The 18,300-nt window shown below is 68.9% G+C and carries 15 protein-coding genes; 11 read left to right on the forward strand and 4 right to left on the reverse strand.

What is annotated here, in order from left to right:
- The first annotated feature begins 187 nt into the window (after positions 1-187).
- Both DFQ14_RS04790 and DFQ14_RS04795 read left to right on the forward strand, forming a co-directional pair.
- Positions 188-835 carry a GntR family transcriptional regulator gene (locus tag DFQ14_RS04790; RefSeq protein ID WP_114451833.1) on the forward strand — a complete coding sequence of 216 codons (648 nt, stop codon included), beginning with the start codon at positions 188-190 and terminating at the stop codon, positions 833-835.
- Positions 787-1,761 carry an EamA family transporter gene (locus DFQ14_RS04795; protein WP_114451834.1) on the forward strand — a complete coding sequence of 325 codons (975 nt, stop codon included), beginning with the start codon at positions 787-789 and terminating at the stop codon, positions 1,759-1,761. Before DFQ14_RS04790 ends, DFQ14_RS04795 begins: the two co-directional genes overlap by 49 nt.
- A gap of 474 nt (positions 1,762-2,235) precedes the next feature.
- Here DFQ14_RS04795 and DFQ14_RS04800 read toward each other — a convergent pair whose 3' ends face one another.
- Both DFQ14_RS04800 and DFQ14_RS04805 read right to left on the reverse strand, forming a co-directional pair.
- Positions 2,236-4,131 carry a heavy metal-associated domain-containing protein gene (locus DFQ14_RS04800; protein WP_114451835.1) on the reverse strand — a complete coding sequence of 632 codons (1,896 nt, stop codon included), beginning with the start codon at positions 4,129-4,131 and terminating at the stop codon, positions 2,236-2,238.
- 84 nt (positions 4,132-4,215) lie between these two features.
- The gene (locus DFQ14_RS04805) at positions 4,216-4,362 is read right to left on the reverse strand and encodes a hypothetical protein (protein WP_246195323.1); all 147 of its coding nucleotides are present in this window, start codon (positions 4,360-4,362) and stop codon (positions 4,216-4,218) included.
- 665 nt (positions 4,363-5,027) lie between these two features.
- Here DFQ14_RS04805 and DFQ14_RS04810 point away from each other — a divergent pair.
- The 6 genes from DFQ14_RS04810 (at position 5,028) to DFQ14_RS04835 (ending at position 11,422) form a co-directional block, all read left to right on the forward strand.
- Positions 5,028-5,858, forward strand: coding sequence for an SIR2 family NAD-dependent protein deacylase (locus DFQ14_RS04810; protein ID WP_246195326.1), 831 nt, complete (start codon positions 5,028-5,030; stop codon positions 5,856-5,858).
- Between the two features lie 236 nt (positions 5,859-6,094).
- On the forward strand, positions 6,095-7,435 hold the full coding sequence (locus DFQ14_RS04815) for an NlpC/P60 family protein (RefSeq protein ID WP_246195328.1): 1,341 nt from the start codon (positions 6,095-6,097) through the stop codon (positions 7,433-7,435).
- Between the two features lie 33 nt (positions 7,436-7,468).
- Positions 7,469-8,047, forward strand: a complete 579-nt coding sequence (gene mobA / locus DFQ14_RS04820) for a molybdenum cofactor guanylyltransferase (RefSeq protein ID WP_114451837.1) — start codon at positions 7,469-7,471, stop codon at positions 8,045-8,047.
- A 312-nt stretch (positions 8,048-8,359) separates the two neighbouring features.
- Positions 8,360-9,484 carry an AAA family ATPase gene (locus DFQ14_RS04825; RefSeq protein ID WP_420810132.1) on the forward strand — a complete coding sequence of 375 codons (1,125 nt, stop codon included), beginning with the start codon at positions 8,360-8,362 and terminating at the stop codon, positions 9,482-9,484.
- A 13-nt stretch (positions 9,485-9,497) separates the two neighbouring features.
- Complete coding sequence (locus DFQ14_RS04830) at positions 9,498-10,439, forward strand: DUF58 domain-containing protein (RefSeq protein ID WP_420810133.1); 942 nt, start codon at positions 9,498-9,500, stop codon at positions 10,437-10,439.
- A gap of 2 nt (positions 10,440-10,441) precedes the next feature.
- On the forward strand, positions 10,442-11,422 hold the full coding sequence (locus tag DFQ14_RS04835) for a VWA domain-containing protein (RefSeq protein ID WP_170206329.1): 981 nt from the start codon (positions 10,442-10,444) through the stop codon (positions 11,420-11,422).
- A gap of 67 nt (positions 11,423-11,489) precedes the next feature.
- Here DFQ14_RS04835 and DFQ14_RS04840 read toward each other — a convergent pair whose 3' ends face one another.
- Positions 11,490-12,443 carry an alpha/beta fold hydrolase gene (locus DFQ14_RS04840; protein ID WP_114451839.1) on the reverse strand — a complete coding sequence of 318 codons (954 nt, stop codon included), beginning with the start codon at positions 12,441-12,443 and terminating at the stop codon, positions 11,490-11,492.
- A gap of 272 nt (positions 12,444-12,715) precedes the next feature.
- Between DFQ14_RS04840 and DFQ14_RS04845 the strand changes: the two genes are divergently transcribed.
- The gene (locus DFQ14_RS04845; protein WP_114451840.1) at positions 12,716-13,435 is read left to right on the forward strand and encodes an MgtC/SapB family protein; all 720 of its coding nucleotides are present in this window, start codon (positions 12,716-12,718) and stop codon (positions 13,433-13,435) included.
- 43 nt (positions 13,436-13,478) lie between these two features.
- Here the strand turns inward: DFQ14_RS04845 and DFQ14_RS04850 are convergent, their stop codons facing one another.
- On the reverse strand, positions 13,479-16,385 hold the full coding sequence (locus tag DFQ14_RS04850; protein ID WP_114451841.1) for an FAD-binding and (Fe-S)-binding domain-containing protein: 2,907 nt from the start codon (positions 16,383-16,385) through the stop codon (positions 13,479-13,481).
- Positions 16,386-16,698: 313 nt separating this feature from the next.
- Here DFQ14_RS04850 and fabG point away from each other — a divergent pair, with 313 nt between their 5' ends.
- Both fabG and fabI read left to right on the forward strand, forming a co-directional pair.
- On the forward strand, positions 16,699-17,403 hold the full coding sequence (gene fabG / locus DFQ14_RS04855) for a 3-oxoacyl-ACP reductase FabG (RefSeq protein WP_114451842.1): 705 nt from the start codon (positions 16,699-16,701) through the stop codon (positions 17,401-17,403).
- 62 nt (positions 17,404-17,465) lie between these two features.
- Positions 17,466-18,233, forward strand: coding sequence for an enoyl-ACP reductase FabI (fabI, locus tag DFQ14_RS04860; RefSeq protein ID WP_114451843.1), 768 nt, complete (start codon positions 17,466-17,468; stop codon positions 18,231-18,233).
- Positions 18,234-18,300: the final 67 nt, after the last annotated feature.

Consider the following 18,300-nt stretch of genomic DNA (forward strand, 5'->3'; position numbering starts at 1 on the left):
AGGGTCGTCGAAGAAGCGCCCCGACATCACCATGCGTGCAATCGCGCACTTTTTTCGCCGCAATCGGTGCGATGCGATCCGATACGGGCAACATGCCCGTCGGGCAGCAGGCGGATGATCGGTCTCGTTCCGGGGTTTCCCGCGGCTGCAGTGTGCAATATATTGCATTCCGGTTGGGAGGTGGAGCATGGCGAAGCTCGGGCGGGCCGCACTGCCCAGAGTCAGTGCGGCCGAGCAGGTGTACCGGGTGTTGCGCGAGAAGATCGAGGACGGCTCACTCGCTCCGGGGGAGCACCTTGCCGACGGCGAACTGGCCGAGGAGCTCGGCGTGAGCCGGACACCGGTGCGGGAGGCGCTGCGCCGGCTGGTTGATCAGGGCGCGGTGGAGACGGTGCCCGGCAGGTACACCCGGGTCGCAGCGCTCGACGAGACCGAAGGAGCCAAGGTCTTTCCGCTGCACGCCCTGCTGTACGGCTTCGCCACGGAATCGGCGTTGGAGACCCTCGACAACACGGACCTGACGGAGATGACCGCGTACAACGAGCGCATGCGCATCGCCGTGGGAGAGGGCGACCTGGAGGCCGCCCGGGAGGCCGACCGGCAATGGCACGGTGTGGTCCTGCGCCGCGTGGACAATCCGTACCTGTCCTTGCTGCTGGACACTCTGTCTCTCCACTCACGACGGCTGGAAGCGCTGTACTTTCAGGACAGTCGGCGTGCGCGGGACTCCTACCGCCAGCATGCGGACATCATCGCCGCCCTCCGGCAGGGGGACCGGGCAGCGGCATGCGCGCTGGTCCGCGCCAACACGGGGCAGGGCCCGTGTCCGCGGTGACGGCCTCGAACAACATCCGAGCGGTCGGACTGTCCTGTGCGGTGGCATCGGCGTTCTGCTTCGGCGGTTCGGGACCGTTCGCCAAACCCCTGATCACAGCGGGCCTGACCCCGCTGCAGGTCACCTGGCTACGCCTGGCCGGGGCGGCCCTGCTGATGCTGCCGTTCGCCGTGCGTCATGTCGATCTCGTGCGTCGCGCTCCGAGATTGCTGCTCGGTTACGGGTTGTTCGCCATTGCGGGAGTACAGGCTTTCTACTTCGCCGCGATCGCCACGGTCCCTGTGGGGGTGGCGTTGCTGATCGAGTTCCTGGGGCCGGTGATCGTGCTCGGATGGCTCCGCTTCGTCCTGCGCAGGACGGTGACGCGGGCGGCCGCTGTCGGTGTGGTCATCGCCGTGGCCGGTCTGGCCTGCGTGGTGGAGATCTGGGCGGGGCTGAGCTTCGATCCGCTCGGGCTGCTGCTCGCACTGGGAGCGGCCGGATGCCAGGCGACGTATTTCCTGCTGTCGGACAGTGGAGCCGACGTCGAGCCGCGCGCATTGGCCGCTTATGGACTGGTGCTCGGTGCGGCGGTGGTCACCGTGATCGCCGAGCCGTGGCACCTCGACTGGTCGACACTGGGCTCCGGGATCGTGCTCGCCGGGTACGAGTTCCCCGCGATGTTGGCCGTGTGCTGGATCGTCGTGGTCAGCACAGTTGCCGCCTACCTGACCGGCATCGTCGCGGTGCGCAGGCTGTCGGCCCCGATCGCCGGTGCGGTGGCCTTCCTGGAACCGGTGGTCGCCACGGTATTGGCGTGGTGGCTGCTCGGCCAGCATCTCGGCCCCGTTCAACTCGTGGGGGGCGCCCTCGTGCTCACAGGGGCGTATATCGCCCAGCGCTCGGCGCCGCACACCGTTCGTGAGGACGAACCACTGATGACGTGAGGGGCCGCGGTCCGACTCGGCGAGGTATCCGAGAGCGTTTCCGGAAGGCCGAGTGGGACTGTGCCTCAGGCCGGACCGTTCACGGTCACGCGGGCCAATGTGGCCTTGGCCAGGCGTACGAGCAGTGCCTCGACCACGGCGGCAGCCACACCGGTCAGTACGGTCGTGAAGAAAGCGGGCATGGTGATCCGTTCGTATCCAATGCTTGGGGTACTGCCACGGACAGCATGGCCGGTCCGGGTGAGCAGCGAGTGCGCTGCAGGTAACCAGCAGGTGAATCGGCCGCGAAAACCCGCCGTAACCCCTGTGGGGGTCATCACGGTCCGCCTGCACCGGGCGGGTACCGCGTTCGATATGCCGTCCAGTGTGCCAGATCGTGGCGGCGAGGGCGGTCATGATCGCCGTGCCGAGTGCGGTATCCCACCGGAGGCGACAGCAGTGGTCGGTTGCCGCAGATGATCCCCGGCGGTTGCACTACTGTCGGGACGTGCCCTGTGTGCCGGGAACCGGCGGTAGGGCAATGGCGTGCCGGGGAATGCGTGCGTGCTCGACGAGGGCAGGTCTGCCTGCGGCTTGCATGCCCGAGAACGTGCCGAGCCCGAGGGCGCACAGTGTCGCTGCGTGGACCGGCATCGAGGCGCGGGAATCGGCGCCGAGTTCGGGCCCGAGCGCTGCCAGCAGGGCACCGAGGCCGGATCCCGTCGCCGAGAGTGCGGCGCTGCGCCTGCTGAGGGTGCGGGCGTTGTCGGCAGCAGCCAGCAGAGTGCCCACATGGGCCGGACTCGAGCACAGCACGTGGGCGTTCCACGGGACGGCGCCGGACTCGGCGGGTATCCCGAGGCCGATATCGGCGGCAGCCAGCGCGGCATGCCCGCGGGCCGAGACGAGGGCCACGGCACGGCCGTCGGCTTGCAGTTCACCGATCGAGTTCAGCAGGCGGTTGCCGCCCGCCACAGCGCCGTCGAGCGAGAGCCGCCGGTCGAGATGACCATCGAGGCCCGCCACCAGGACGGTCCCCGCCCCGCGGGCGGCTCCGGCGAGAGCCTCGGCGTACGGATCGAGTTCGGCGACCACCCGGACCAGCGCGACCGGATGTGACCGGTAGGACAGCGCGAGGACGTTACCGCCGTGCTCGGCCTGCTCACGAGCGGTGTCGCGGGCATGCTCGGGGAGTTGTTCGGTGACCTCGCCGACCGGGGCGACGGCCCAGTCGCCGTGCTGGGCGTGCTCCCGCGGTCGTTGTGGATCGAGCAGTTCGTCGGCGCGGTGGAACAGGGCGGTCGGATCGTCGTCCTGGTCGACGGGGATGACCGTGTCCACCACTTGCCGCCCGGTCAGCAGGATGGGTGCGTCGAGTACCACCGTGTCGACCCGGTCCAGGCGTCGCAGTGTATCGGGCTCGAGAATCAGGTCGCCGCGTGTGGAGATCGTGCCGGCCAGATGCGCGGCGAAGGCCTCTCGGCCTGCCTTGCTCGCGCGAGGCAGGCCGGCCTGCAACAGGGCGCGAGCGCGCTGAGGTGAACCGATGATCGCCGACGCGGTGCCGTAGCCGGCAAGTGCGAGCGCTCCCGATATGTTGGCGACGTATTCGACGGGCCCATCGGGCAGCGGGCCGGGGCGGGGCGGAGTTTCGACAGGCTCGGTGCGATGCGAACCGGGGCGGCTTCCCGTGGTGCGTTCCCATCGACGCCACGCCTGATTCCTGGCGAAGGCCTCCTGTGCGGTGCAGAACCGCTGACAGGTGGCGATGAACAGGGGGAGTGGCTGCTGAGCGAGGGTCTGGGCGACCGTGGTGCCGAGAGCGAGAGCCGTGTCGGTGGCAGGACGTCCGAACCGGGATTCCACTGTCGAACGGATCCACGGTACGGAATCCGTCAAAGACAGGGCTGTGGGCAGCAATGGGGGCAGGGTGCGCACCGGCAGCAGCGAGGTGATCGCCGTGTACCCGATCCCGGTCAGGCTCGTTGCGAGAGCTCCGACTTCGCGCAGGACGGGAGCGGCGTTGCCGGGGTGGCGGGCACTGGCGGGCGCGTAGCCGGAGCTTTCCAGGCCGTGCTCCCGTTCGACCTCGGCGATCACGTCGGTCAGCACGGTCGGGGCGACGGGTTCGGCGCCGTGGAAGATCACCACCCGGCCGAGGGCGGCGTTGACTTCGGCGCTGTGGACGTGTTCCACCTCGGTGAGCCTGCGTTCCAGCGCACGTGCCGCTTCCTCCGTGCCCGGGCGGTGCATTCCCCGGACTTCGAGGTGGATTCGGCCGTGGCCGGCCCAGCTGCGCCTGTCCGCGGGAGAGTCGGTCAGGGTGCGTACTGCGTCCAGCATCGGGCTTGCGATCTCCGAAGCTGCGGAGACCAGTCGGCCAAGCGCCATCGGCGTTCCTTTCACATCCGCAGGCGGCAGGAGCGGCGCGCGGTCACCCGAAGGGCTCTCGCCAAGCCGGTGGCACGACCGGTGTCATCCGGAGGAGGGTTCGGAGTGCTGGTGGCGGTTCAGCAGCGCGTGCCCTGCACCGATGGCCAGCGCTACGGGCCATTCGATGAATGCGAATGCGGTTCCGAGAGCGAGACCGCCGTAGAACAGCGAGTGTTCTCGGGAAGGCATGTGCGCGCGCACCGATTCCGTGACCGAGGAGAGGTCCTGCCTGCTTGTGGGCAGAGAGATTTCGGGTACGTGGAATCGTGCGGTGACGAACGGAAGCTCGACCGTGGTGCTGTAGCCGTGGTCGTGCCCCTGCTGCGCGCCGTCCGAGCGTTGCGTGCCGGCCGACTGCTGTGTGCCGGTCGAGCGTTGTGTTCCGCTCGACCGCTGTGTGCCGGTCGAGCGTTGTGTTCCGCTCGACCGCTGTGTGCCGGTCGAGCGTTGTGTTCCGCTTGACCGTTGTGTACCGCCTGAGCGCTGTGTACTCGACTGCTGCGATTGCTGCTCCGGTTGCTTGGCGGGCCGACTGGCCCGGCGAGACTGTTGCTGCTTGGTTCGGCCCGAACCGGCTGCCGTGGTCATCGCCCACTCCTCTCGCGCCTCCCGGAATCCTTGCAGATTACGACACGATAAACAGCGAACGCGGTGCTCGCATGTGGCGTCCTTCGAACGAGTGGCGTGCTTGCGCGCTGGCGACGCTGCGTCATGCAGCACAGGAGCACCCACGGCTCGCGCTGCGGTAACGCCGGCTGATCAGATCCACCACGTGTGGATGCGCACGATCGGCTCGGCCACGGCATCGGCTCCCCGGATCGCCTGCCTGACCAGGGGCGTGGCACGGTGGACGTGTGACTGAGCGTGGTAGCGACACCGCTGTGGAGTGGCAGCGGGCGCGGGAGTTGTTCGCACAAGCGCAGCGGATCACCGCATTGACCGGTGCCGGGCTGTCCACCGGATCGGGGATCCCCGACTTTCGAGGACCCAACGGCGTGTGGACGAAAGATCCCGATGCCCAGCGCCTGAGTGACATCAACAGTTACGTCGCCGACGCCGAGGTACGGCGCCAGGCCTGGCAAAGCCGTGCGACTCACCCGGCCTGGGGCGCCGTGCCCACTGCCGGGCACCGCGCTTTCGTGGACCTGGCCTCCTCCGGACGCCTGCGCGCAGTGCTGACCCAGAACATCGACGAGCTGCATCAGCGAGCCGGTCTCGATCCGGCTCTGGTTCTGGAGTTGCACGGCTCCATGTTCGGCACGATATGTCTGAGCTGTGATCTCCGCGGGGAGATGCGCGAGGCTCTCGACCGGGTCGCAGCAGGGGAGGACGATCCCGACTGCCCCGACTGCGGCGGGATCCTGAAATCCGCCACCATCTCGTTCGGGCAGTCCCTGGATGAAGAGGTCGTGCGTGAGAGCCAGCGCGCCGCGCTGGATTGCGACCTGTTCCTCGCGGCGGGAACCTCGCTGACCGTGTTCCCGGCCGCCGGGTTCGCCGAGCTGGCCGCCAGGGCGGGCGCGGAACTGATCATCTGCAATGCCGAGCCCACACCGTTCGACGAGCAGGCCGCCGCCGTGCTGCGGGAGCCGCTGGACGAGGTCCTGCCCGAGCTTGTGGCCGTGCCGCAGAGCACGCAGCAGCACGCGGTACGTACCTGGGGCGACCCCAGCACCTGGAGCTGAGCATCGCCGGTCGGCCCGTGGTGCCGTGCCGATGTCGACTCGTGGCTGTCCCCGCCGGTGCGGTCCCCGGCCCTCATATCACCTGAGTAGTGGATGTTGGACGTGTGGCCGGGGTTCCAACTGGTGGAGAAGTGATCGGGATGGCACAGTCCGTGATCGTCTCGCCAGTCCATTCGGAGTAGTCCCGCGCGGGTTTTGCCTCCCTCCACCCGGGACTGCGGTAGGAGGTGACGGTCGTGACGCGATCCCGGGACAGCGGCCACTTCGGGCAATACGGCCGCCTGCGATGTCTGTCCGTGCTGCTGGCTGCCACCGTCGTCGGCCTGGTGCTTCCGGCGGGCAGCGCCGCCGTGCCACCCCGGCCTCCCAATCCGGGCGAGGAGCGCATCGACGCCGAGCGTGCCCGGGCGCGCGCGATGGCCGAGCGAGTGGGCGCACTGGCCAATCGGCTCGCCGCCACCGACTCCCGGTTGCGGAAACTCTCCGCTCGCGTCGAGAGACGGATGGAGGAGGCCAACAAGGCCAGAGTGGACCTGCGCCGTGCCGAACAGGCTTACCGGCGGGCGAAGCAGGATGCGGAATTCGCCGCCGCCGAGGCCGATGCGGCCCAGCGGCGGGTCGACGAGCAGCGCCACCGGCTGGACGAGTTCGCTGCGAACAGCTACCAGCAGGGCAGTCGCCTCGGCTCGATCCCGGCATTCGTCGGTGCCGAGAGCCCGCGGGAAATGCTGGATCGAGCTGCCCTGCTCGACGCGGTCAGTGACTCGCAACTCGATGTTCTCGGCGCACTCCGGCGCGCTCGAACACAGCAGGCGAACAAGGATTCCCTGGCACGTCAGGCAGTCCGGGAAGCCGAGAGCAAGCGCGCTGCTGCCGACCGCGCCCGTGCCGCTGCCGAGAAAGCCAAGGACGCCGCCGTGTCGGCACGGCAGGGACAGCAGGAGCAGGCTCGCCGGCTCCGTGCCGAGAAGGCCAGGGTCGAACAGCGGCTCGAGCAAGCGCGTGCGGAGGTGGCCGGGCTCGAACAGCAACGTGACCGCTACCGGGAATGGCTGGCGGCCAAACGGCGTGAGGAGCGCGCAGCTGCGGCGGTCGCGCAGTCCGGAGCGGGCACCACCGAGCAGCAGACCTCGCCCGGCGCTGCTCCGGAGGACAGCAGTGCCGTCGAGACCGTCGTCCAGCGTGCGGTCTCACAGGTGGGAGTGCCCTATGCGTGGGGCGGCGGCAATGCCCACGGGCCCACCCGGGGCATCCGCGACGGCGGAGTGGCCGATGCGCACGGCGACTACCGCAAGATCGGCTTCGATTGCTCGGGGCTGATGGTGTACGCGTTCGCCGGAGTCGGCATCGAACTCCCGCACTACAGCGGCTACCAGTACCAGTCGGGCCGGAAAGTGCCGGTGTCGCAGCGGCAGCGCGGGGACATGCTGTTCTGGCGGGACGGGGGAGGGATCCACCACGTCGCGCTGTATCTCGGCCAGGGACGGATGGTCGAGGCCCCGTACTCGGGCGCACATGTGCGGGTGACCTCGGTGCGCTACGACGGGCTCGCTCCCTACGCCGTCCGCTTGCTGTGAGCTGCGCTGTACGCGTGCGGGAGCATGTCGGGTATGGCAGAGGAATTCGCGGCGATCATCCTGGCGGGAGGCCGAGGCAGCAGGCTCGGTGGAACGGACAAGGCCGCGCTCCGGATCGAGGGGCGTTCCCTGCTGGAACGGACACTGGCGGCGGTGGAGTCGGCGGAGCCGGTGGTGGTGGTCGGTCCGCCGCGTGTGGTGAGCCGCGAGGTCGTGTGGACACACGAGGATCCGCCCGGTGGGGGGCCGCTGGCGGGACTGGATGCCGGGCTGCGGGCCGTGCCACCTGCCGTGGAGTTTGTCGCGGTGTTGGCCGTCGACCACCCGTATCTGGCGCCGGCCACACTGCGCCGCTTGGTGCGGGCGGTGGTCACGGAGTCGAGAGGAGCGGGGGCCGTGCTGACCGATACCGAGGGCATTCCCCAGTGGCTGCTGGGGGTGTGGCGCACCGGGGCGCTTCGTGCCGGGATTCCCGGACAGGTGGGTGGTGGGTCGGTTCGGTCCGTGCTGCAGCCGCTGGAGCCCGTGCTCGTGCCCGGGGAAGGCTCCGAAGTCTCCGATGTGGACACACCGCGGGATCTGTGGCGCGCGGGTGAGCAGCCCCTGAGTTGACCCGACCCTCTCCCGGGTCGGCTCGTTTCCTGGGCTGTTCGACTCGACGCCGCCGTTCTCGAGTGCGCGACCGAGGGTTCTGATACGTTTGTTGAAACTGTTGTTTCAGTGCAGACAAAAATAAATCCACGACCAACGACCACACGACCAAGCCGGGAACCGGCGGCCTCCTTCACAATGACCACACGGTTCCTCCGTTTCACTGGCACCGAGTTGGTGGAGCAATACCGACGCATGCCACGATCCTTTCGGAGACCGTGTGGCACTGGTGGGCGGTGAATCCCGCTGTGGTTTCGACAGGAGGATGCTCAAGTGACCGATCCCGGGCAGGGCGAGGGTGGGAACGGCAGCGCGGGGCCGGACACGGCTGCGTCGGCCCCTTCGGCAGGCCAGGTGAATACGCCTGCTCGGGACGCGCAGTTGCTCGAGCGCACGGTGTTCGAGGTCAAGCGCGTGATCGTGGGGCAGGACCGGCTGGTGGAACGTGTCCTGGTGGGCCTGCTGGCCAAGGGACACATCCTGCTCGAAGGTGTTCCCGGGGTGGCCAAGACGTTGGCCGTGGAAACGTTCGCCTCCGCCGTGGGCGGGACGTTCTCCCGCTTGCAGTTCACCCCTGACCTGGTGCCCGCCGACCTTCTGGGCACCCGCATCTACCGCCAGCACAGCGAGCGGTTCGATATCGAACTCGGGCCGGTGCTGGCCAACTTCGTGCTGGCCGACGAGATCAACCGTGCTCCGGCGAAGGTCCAGTCGGCTCTGCTGGAGGTCATGGCCGAGCAGCACGTCTCCATCGGCGGTGAGACCTACCCGATGCCCAGCCCTTTTCTGGTCCTGGCGACGCAGAATCCCATCGAGAACGAAGGGGTTTATCCCCTTCCGGAGGCGCAGCGGGACCGGTTCCTGTTCAAGCTGCAGGTCGAGTACCCCACGGCCGAGGAAGAGCGCGAGATCGTCTACCGGATGGGGGTGGCCGCGCCGGAGCCGCAGACGGTGCTGACCCCCGGCGAGCTGACCCGGCTGCAGACCGTGGCCTCGAACGTGTTCGTCCACCATGCCCTCGTCGACTACGTCGTGCGGTTGGTGCTGGCCACGCGGATGCCCAACGACCACGGGCTCTCCGACATCGCGGGGTGGGTCTCCTACGGCGCCTCGCCGCGCGCCACTCTCGGCGTCGTCGCCGCCGCGCGAGCGCTGGCACTGGTCCGTGGACGCGACTATGTCATCCCGCAGGACGTGGTCGACGTGGTGCCGGATGTCTTCCGGCACCGCCTGGTGCTGTCCTACGACGCCCTGGCCGACGGTGTCCCGGTCGATCACATCGTCAACCGGGTGCTGCAGACGATCCCGTTGCCCCAGGTCTCCGCCCGCCCGCAGCCCGGTACGCAGGGTCCATCGGCGTATCAGCAGGCACCGGCCGGTGCGAACCCCCATCAGTGAGGAGCACATAGCCGTGTCGGCAGCCGATGACCAGCGGCCTTCCTGGTCCCCGCCCTCCCTGCACAGCGGCCGGCTACAGGTGGCGTTGCGCAGCCTCGAGCTGACCGTGCGCGGACGCCTGGACGGTCTGCTGCAGGGAAACCACCTGGGGCTGGTGCCGGGCCCGGGAACCGAGCCGGGGGAGGCGCGGGCCTACCAACCCGGTGACGATGTGCGCCAGATGGATTGGGCGGTCACCGCCCGTACCGCCGAGCCGCATATTCGCCAGACGATCGCCGATCGTGAACTGGAGACGTGGGTGGCGCTGGACCTCTCGCCGAGTCTCGATTTCGGTACGGCGGCCTGTGACAAGCGGGAACTGGCGATCGCCGGTCTGGCCGCCGTCGCGCACCTGACTCAAGGAGGCGGCAACCGGATCGGCGCGGTGGTGGCCAACGGCCAGCAGACCTGGCGACTGCCTGCGCGGGGAGGCACCGAGCACGCGCGTGCGATGCTGCGTCGGGTGGCCGAGACGCCGCGTGCTCCGGAAGGCACGCGCGGCGACCTGGCGGAGGTCCTGGAGTCGCTGCGCAGGCCACCGAGGCGGCGTGGGCTGGCCGTGGTGATTTCCGATTTCCTCGGCAGTGTCACCTGGCAGCGCGCCCTGCGCGGGCTGGCCGCGAGGCATTCCCTGCTGGCGATCGAGGTGCTCGACCCGCGCGATCTGGAGTTACCGGATGTCGGCACCGTGCTGTTGTCCGATCCGGAGACGGGCAAGCAGCGCGAGGTGCGTACCACCCCGGTACTGCGCCGCGAGTTCGCCGCTGCCGCGGCGGCGCACCGCAGCGAGGTGGCGACTGCGCTGCGCCGTGCGGGCTGTGCCCACCTGACCCTGCGGACCGATTCCGACTGGATCGCCGACATCGTCCGGTTCGTGGTGGCGCGCAAACGTGGTTGGTCCGGGGGCGTGGCGTGATGCTGAGTCTGACCGGATTCACCGCACCGGGCTGGTTTCTGCTGCTGCTGGTGGTGGCTGCCCTGGCAGCAGGCTACGTCTGGGTTCAGCGCAAGCGTGAGCGTCACACCCTGCGTTTCAGCAATCTGGAACTGCTGGAGCGAGTGGCGCCGAGGCGGCAGGGCTGGTCCAGGCACGTGCCGATGGCGCTGCTGGGAGTGTCGCTGATCCTGCTGACCGTCGCGCTGGCCGGTCCGACCGCCGAGCAGCGGATTCCGCGCAACCGCGCGACCGTGATGCTCACGATGGACGTGTCGTTGTCGATGATGGCCAAGGACGTCCGCCCGAGCAGGTTCGAGGCGGCCAAGGCGGCGGCCAAGGAATTCGCCGACAAGCTCACTCCGGGCATCAATCTGGGGCTGGTGTCGTTCGCCGGCACGGCCACGGTCATGGTGATGCCCACGACGGACCGCAAGAGCGTCAAGCAGGCGATCAGCAGTCTGCAGCTGTCCGAGGCCACGGCCACCGGTGACGGCATCAAAGCCGCCATGACGGCGATCGACTCCTTCGGCCGGATGGTCGGCAGTGCCCAGGGGCCACCCCCCGCGCGGATCGTGCTGATGGCCGATGGTGGCCAGACCATCCCGCGGGAGCTCGACGCGCCGAGGGGGGCCTATACCCAGGCGCGGGAAGCCGGCCGGGCCCACATCCCGATCTCGACGATCTCGTTCGGTACCGAGTACGGCACCATCCGCATCGAGGGTGAGTCGCAGCGCGTCGAGGTCGACGACGAGGCGATGCGTTCCATCGCGGAACTGTCGGGGGGCGATTTCTACAAGGCCGCCAGTGCCGAACAGCTTCGGCAGGTCTACGACACGTTGCAGAAGCAGATCGGCTACGAGACCAAACGGACCGATGCCAGCAAGCCGTGGCTGGTGCTGGGCACGCTAGCGGCGATCGTTGCGGCCGGGGTGTCGCTGTTCGTGGGCCGTCGCCTGCCGTAGACGGGCTATCGCGGGCCTCGGCGTGTGGGGCGGCCCTTTTGTGGACGGTCGGTGTCGACTGCTCGGCTCATCGGCCGGTGGTCGGCGCTTCCACGGGATGGCAGTAGGGGAGATCGTCGATGGCTTGGTCGGTGCAGAACCTGGTGACCAGTTCGGAGAATTCCCGCATCCGTTCGAGGGGGAGCAAGTGGTCGGCTTCGTGCACGGTGGTGAACCGGGCGTTGGGGAGTTTCGTGGCGAGTTCGCGGCCCATCGCAGGAGGGGTGAGGGTGTCGGACTCGCCGGTGAACACCAGCGAGGGTGTCTCGGGCACGATGTCGGGCCGGTAGCAGTCGTGCGTCACCAGCCGCTCGTTGTGTTCGGCGGCCATCCGTATCTGGTTGCGGGTCTGGCTTCGGAACTGGTGGTAGAGCATCCGTGAGACCGCCCCGTGCTTGCGGACCGGTTTCGTCGCTGCCGAGGGTGACATGAATTGGGCGACCAGCTCGGCAGCCACGGTGTCGTGTTCTCCGCGTTCGATCATGCGCCACCAGCGTGGCACCGCATCCCAGTAGTCCTGCGGGATGCGGGTCGTCATGCCGACGAGCGCCATGCGGCGTACCAACTCGGGATGGTGCTGGGTGAATCGGAGTCCGATGATGCCACCGAAGCACGCGCCGACGAGATTGACGCGGGAAATGCCGGTTTCGTCGAGCATGTGCCGGACGGCCTCGGCGAGGAAGTCGATGCCGTACCGGGAGGGCAGGAAGTCGGAATCGCCGTAGCCGGGCAGGTCCACCGTGATCACGGTGCTCACCGCGGCCAGCCACCTTTCGTGCCGCGTCCACGAATATCTGTCCTGCGATGATCCTCCGAGTATCACGATGGGTTCGGTGCGGGGTTCGTTCTGGCCGACGATGCGGCAGCGATACTCGAATCCCGAGAACGCAAGGTTCCGTTCCGTCACCTCTCCGGTTTCGGAGGGGACTCGAGTGGGGTCTGCAAGATCCGAACCGGGTCCTGGTGCGGTGGGAGTGGACATGGATGACTCCGCAGCTGTGATCGGGGATCGTCCCCCTTGCCTACCAGCCGGCCGCGTGGTTTCTCTCTGTGGCGACACGGTGGAAGGACAGAGGGAATCCGCACGGGTGAAGCAGGGGCAGGAGCCATTCTTGTCGCCGAGCCCGGTGGTTCGATGATGGCGCGGCGAGCCGAGGACGGGGAGGCACCCCGCTTCGGGGAAGCTCGGAGGTGAGGGGCGGATCACGAGTGTGTGACATGCCCGCTCTCGGCCGGTTGCGTTAGGTTCGTCCGATGAAGGGTGCGCTGCCGGGACTGGCCGAGCTGCCACTGCTGGTGGAGCTGGGTGCCGCGCTGCTGCTTTCCAGTCTGATCGGGCTGGAACGCGAGGTTCGTGCCAAGAGTGCGGGGCTGCGTACCCATGCGTTGGTCGGGGTCGGCGCCGCCCTGTTCGTGCTGGTGTCCAAGTACGGCTTCACCGACATGCTCGGCTGGGAGAATGTGCAGTTGGGGCCCTCGCGGGTGGCGGCCCAGATCATATCCGGGATCGGTTTCATCGGCGGCGGATTGATCTTCGTACGCCGGGACGCGGTGCGGGGACTGACCACTGCGGCCACGGTGTGGGTGGTGGCCGCGGTCGGCATGGCCTGCGGCAGCGGGCTTCTCGTGTTGGCCGCGGCCACCACCCTGGCCCACTTCCTGGTGGTGGTCGGCTACCAGCGTCTGGCGATGCTGCTGCGCAAGGCCATGCGCGAGCCGCAGCTGGTGCGCATCGGTTATCTCGACGGCCACGGTGTGCTGCGCAGCGTGCTCACGATCTGCACCAGTCGCGGATGGCGGGTGCTGGATCTGCAGGTCGAGCAGGAGGACACCGACGACGAGCAGGGCCGTACGGCCGTGGTCGCGTTGCGGCTGCAGGGCAAGGGGCAGATCGCGGCACTGGTCGACGAGCTCGGCGAGTTGGGCGGTGTGCTGCACGCCGCCGTGGGAGAGACGGCGGAAACCAGCTTCTGAGCCGCCGTGCCCCGAGATGTGCCGACCCGGCGGGCACGCTCGATCAGCACGATCCGGCCACGCCGAGGGCGCGGGCGACGAGCGTGGCCAGGTGCACCGGTTCGGTGCCGAGAGCCTGGCGCAGCTGGGTGCGGCAGCTGAACCCGTCGGCGACCACCTCGGTGCCGTCCTCGGCGGCACGCACGGCAGGCAGCAGGGAATCCTCGGCACAGGCCATCGACACGTCGTAGTGCCCGCGCTCGAATCCGAAGTTGCCCGCCAGCCCGCAGCAGCCCGAGTCCAGCACCCGCGCCTGCACCCCGGAGGCCTCCAGTATCGCGCGGTCGGACGCGAACCCCATCTCCGCGTACTGGTGGCAGTGCCGCTGCACCAGTGCCTCGGGCACCGTCTCCGAGGGGGTCTGCTGCCAGTGCCGCCGAGTCGGCTCGGCCCACTCGGCGAAGGTCTTCGTCGCTCCCGCCAGCGCTGCGACATCGGGATCGTGGGGGGCCAGTTCGAGCGCGTCGTTGCGCAGGAACGCAGTACAGCTCGGCTCCAGCCCGACGACCGGCATCCCGGCTTGCACCTGCGGACGCAGCACGCGCGCGGTGCGGCGCACCACCGCACGTGCCACCTCCAGCTGCCCGGTGGAGTGCCAGGTGAGTCCGCAGCAGACCTGTCCCGGTGGCAGTTCGACCGACTGTCCCAGCGCCTCCATCGCGGTGATGGCATCCCGGCCGATCCGGGGATCGAAATGGTTGGTGAACGTGTCCGGAAACAGCACGAGCCGTTCACCGCCCGAGGGACCGGCGCCGCCGCCGGCGCGGCGATGCCGGTCCCACCATGCACGCAGGGTCTGCGACGCGAGTGCGGGCAGGTCACGTTCCGGGGCGAGCCCGCCCAGCCGTTTGAGTATCGGCGCCATCCGTCCGGCCAGCACCCGGTTGATCACGTGGGGAACGTACTGCCCGGCTGCCAGCCACAGCGGCAGGAACCCCATCGAGTAGTGCGCGGCAGGCCGTAACCGGTTGCGGTAGTGCTGATGCAAAAACTCCGCCTTGTAGGTGGCCATGTCCACGCCGACCGGGCAGTCGGTCTTGCATCCCTTGCACGACAGGCACAGATCCAGGGCGTCATGGACCTCGGTCGAGCGCCAGCCGCCCGTGACGGTCGTGCCCGCCAGCATTTCGAACAACAGGTGGGCCCGCCCGCGGGTGGAGTGCTTCTCGTCCCGGGTGGCCCGGTAGCTCGGGCACATCACTCCGCCGCTGGAATTCAGGCACTTGCCGATTCCGACACAGCGGCGCGTGGCCGGGGCCATGTCCCCGTCATCGTGGTGCAGCGCCAGCATGGTGCGGCTGGGAATGCGTGGCGGGGCCACCAGCACCCGCAGGTCGGCATCGAGCGGGCGCGGGTGCACGATGTGACCGGGATTGAGCAGATCCTCCGGGTCGAAGGCGGCTTTGAAGCGCTCGAAGGCGCTGATGATCTCGGGTGGGTACATCCGCGACAGCAGCTCCGAGCGTGCCTGGCCGTCGCCGTGCTCGCCGGAGACCGAGCCGCCATAGTCGGTCACCAGGTCGGCCGCCGACTCCAGGAACGCCCGGTAGTCCGCCGCGCCGGTGGCCGAGCGCAGCTCGAAGTCGATGCGGACGTGGATGCATCCGTCGCCGTAGTGGCCGTAGGTGACACCGCGCAGACCGAACCGGTCCAGCAGCGCATCGAACTCCCGCAAATAGGCGCCGAGATGCTGCGGGGGCACGGCGGCGTCCTCCCAGCCGGACCAGCGTTCGGACCCGTCGGCCATGCGGGTGGAGTAGCCGGAGCCCTCCTCGCGGATCTTCCACAGCGCGGCCATCCGGGTGGGGTCGGTGTGCACCACGGTCTCGGCACGGTCGCCGAGTGCGCGCACGATGCGCTGGGCGGCGGCTTCGGCCTCGCCGGGTTCGTGGCCGCCTGTCTCCACCAGCAACCAGCTGCGCCCGCCGGGCAGCAGCCGCAGGGCGGGAGAGTCGGGGTTGCGATGGGCCACGACGTCGACGAGTTCGGCGCTGAGCCCTTCGATGGCCAGCGTGTCCAGGTCGCGCAGCCGGGTCACCTCGTCGGCGGCGGCGTAGGTGTCGGCGAAGCCGAGCACGACCATCGCGCGGGACCGCGGTGATTCCACCAGCTCCACGGTCGCGCCGAGCAGGGTGGCGCAGCTGCCTTCGGTACCGACCAGGGCGCGGCCCAGATGGAAGCCGTTCTCGGGCAGCAGCTGGTCGAGGTTGTATCCGGAAACGCGCCGTGTGAGCTCGGGGAAGCTGCGCCGCACCTCGTCGCCGACGTCGTCGGCCAGTCCTCGCAGCGCCTGATACAGCCGTCCGGTGCGGTCGCCGCGCGCGCACAGTGCCTCGAGTTCGGCCGCCGAGGTCGGACCGGCCTGCAGTCGAGTGCCGTCACTGAGCAGCACATCGAGTTCGCGCACGTTGTCGACCGTTTTGCCCCAGGCCACGGAATGGGTACCGCAGGAGTTGTTGCCGATCATCCCGCCGAGCGTGCACCGGCTGTGCGTGGAGGGATCCGGGCCGAAGGTCAGCCCGTACGGCGCGGCGGCCGACCGCAACGTATCCAGGACCACACCGGGCTGTACCCGGGCCAGACGCCGCTGGGGATCGATGTCGAGGATGGTGTTCATGTGCCGCGAGAAGTCCAGGACCAGCCCGACCCCGGCGGCGTTGCCCGCGATGCTGGTTCCCGCACCCCGGCTGGTCACCGGCAACCGGTGGGCGCGGGCGACGGCGAGAGTGGCTGCCACGTCGTTGTCGTGCCGCGGGAAGACGACCCCGGCCGGAACCCGGCGATAGTTCGACGCGTCCGTGGCGTACAGCGCGCGGGTGCCGGGATCGAACCGGGCCTGGCCGTCGAGGCCGGAGCGGAGCTCGGCGGCGAACTCCGGAAGGGGCGCCGCCGCGGAAGGTGTGGTGGTCAACGATGCGCGCTCCTGGACGGGTCGGGACGTGAAGGCGGCACCGAGAAGCCCGGTCCCGGCAGGCCCCAGTCTGTCGTGTGGAGGCTGCGAGGGAAAGCCACGACAGGTGAGCGACCACGCCGAGATCGGGTCCGATGCGGGGATACGCGCCGGTAGCCGATAATCTCGCGCTCGATCGACGACAGTCGTGGAAGACACGTCTCAGCGGTGCGCACCTCGGGTTGCCGCGTGGTCACACGCCGGCGGCGGGGCACAGGGCCCGTGACGGCGGTTTTCGCAACGAAACGCCTTTCGTGCAGGAGGAGGATCGACAGTGGCACGGTCCGTACTGGTGACCGGCGGCAACCGCGGTATCGGGTTGGCCATCGCCAAGGCATTCCAGGCTGCCGGGGACAACGTGGCGGTGACCCATCGCGGTTCCGGTGCTCCGGAAGGCCTGCTGGGTGTCCAGTGCGATGTCACCGACCCGGACCAGGTGGCCGCCGCTTTCGACGAGGCCGAGGCCGCCCACGGCAGGATCGAGGTGCTGGTGGCCAATGCGGGGATGACCGACGACGGGTTGCTGCTGCGAATGGGCGAGGAGCAGTTCGATCGGGTTCTCGACGCCAACCTCGCCGGCTCCTACCGGGTGGCCAAACGCGCGGCAAGCAGCATGCTGCGCAACCGCAAGGGACGGATGATCTTCATCTCGTCGGTGATCGGTTTGTCCGGCGGAGCCGGTCAGGCCAACTATGCGGCGAGCAAGGCCGGACTGGTCGGACTGGCGCGGTCGATCGCCCGTGAGCTGGGGTCGCGCAGCATCACCGCGAATGTCGTGGCCCCCGGCTTCGTCACCACCGACATGACCGACGCGCTGCCCGAGGAACGCAAGCAGGAGATCCTCGCTCAGGTCCCGCTGGCGCGTCTCGCCGAACCCGACGAGGTGGCCGGGGCGGTCACCTGGCTGGCTTCCGACGCGGCGGCCTACGTGACCGGGGCGGTGATCCCGGTCGACGGTGGTGTGGGTATGGGCCACTGAGCGGTTCGTGTCTTCCCTGCTGTTCCCCTCTCCGTAGTTTTCGATTCGCGAAAGGATGCAACATGGCCGGACTGCTCGAGGGCAAGCGGATCCTGATCACCGGTGTGATCACCGATGCCTCGATCGCCTTCCACGCCGCCAAGATCGCCCAGGAGCAGGGCGCCGAGGTCGTCCTGACCGCCTTCGGTCGTGTGCGGCTGGTCGAGCGCATCGCCGATCGGCTGCCGAAGAAGGCACCGGTGATCGAACTCGACGTCACCAACTCCGAGCACCTCCACGGCCTGGCCGAGCAGGTGCGCGAGCACGTCGACGGGCTCGACGGTGTCGTGCACTCCATCGGTTTCGCCCCCGAGTCCTGCCTGGGCGGGGATTTCCTCGAAGCGCCGTGGGAGGACGTCTCCAACGCCCTGGAGATCTCGGCGTACTCGCTGAAATCGTTGACCACGGCCTGCCTGCCCCTGATGAGCGAGGGCGGCTCGATCGTGGGGATGGACTTCGATGCCCGCGTGGCCTGGCCCGCCTACGACTGGATGGGCGTGGCCAAGGCGGCGCTCGAATCCACCTCGCGCTACCTCGCCCGTGAACTCGGACCGAAGGGGGTCCGGGTGAATCTCGTCTCGGCCGGCCCCGTGCGCACCATGGCGGCCAAGTCGATTCCGGGATTCAAGGGTCTGGAGGACACCTGGGGCGAACGCGCGCCGCTGGGTTGGGACGTGGAGGACCCGACCCCGGTGGGGCGGTCGGTGTGTGCGCTGCTGTCGGACTGGCTGCCGAAAACGACCGGTTCGATGGTCATGGCCGATGGGGGTTTCCACGCCGTCGGCGCCTGACCGAGCGAGAGATCCCACCCGGCTGCTGCACAGCGGTCGGGTGGCCGCGCTCGCAAGGGTGATTGCC

Source organism: Halopolyspora algeriensis, assembly GCF_003337235.1.
GTDB lineage: Bacteria > Actinomycetota > Actinomycetes > Mycobacteriales > Pseudonocardiaceae > Haloactinomyces > Haloactinomyces algeriensis.

Coding starts and splice junctions, on each gene's coding strand:
- DFQ14_RS04840 (WP_114451839.1), bottom strand. CDS start 12,443: ATGTCCACTCCCACCGCACCAGGACCCGGTTCGGATCTTGCAGACCCC.
- DFQ14_RS04845 (WP_114451840.1), top strand. CDS start 12,716: ATGAAGGGTGCGCTGCCGGGACTGGCCGAGCTGCCACTGCTGGTGGAG.
- DFQ14_RS04795 (WP_114451834.1), top strand. CDS start 787: ATGCGCGCTGGTCCGCGCCAACACGGGGCAGGGCCCGTGTCCGCGGTG.
- DFQ14_RS04800 (WP_114451835.1), bottom strand. CDS start 4,131: ATGGCGCTTGGCCGACTGGTCTCCGCAGCTTCGGAGATCGCAAGCCCG.
- DFQ14_RS04805 (WP_246195323.1), bottom strand. CDS start 4,362: ATGCCTTCCCGAGAACACTCGCTGTTCTACGGCGGTCTCGCTCTCGGA.
- mobA (WP_114451837.1), top strand. CDS start 7,469: ATGGCAGAGGAATTCGCGGCGATCATCCTGGCGGGAGGCCGAGGCAGC.
- DFQ14_RS04790 (WP_114451833.1), top strand. CDS start 188: ATGGCGAAGCTCGGGCGGGCCGCACTGCCCAGAGTCAGTGCGGCCGAG.
- fabI (WP_114451843.1), top strand. CDS start 17,466: ATGGCCGGACTGCTCGAGGGCAAGCGGATCCTGATCACCGGTGTGATC.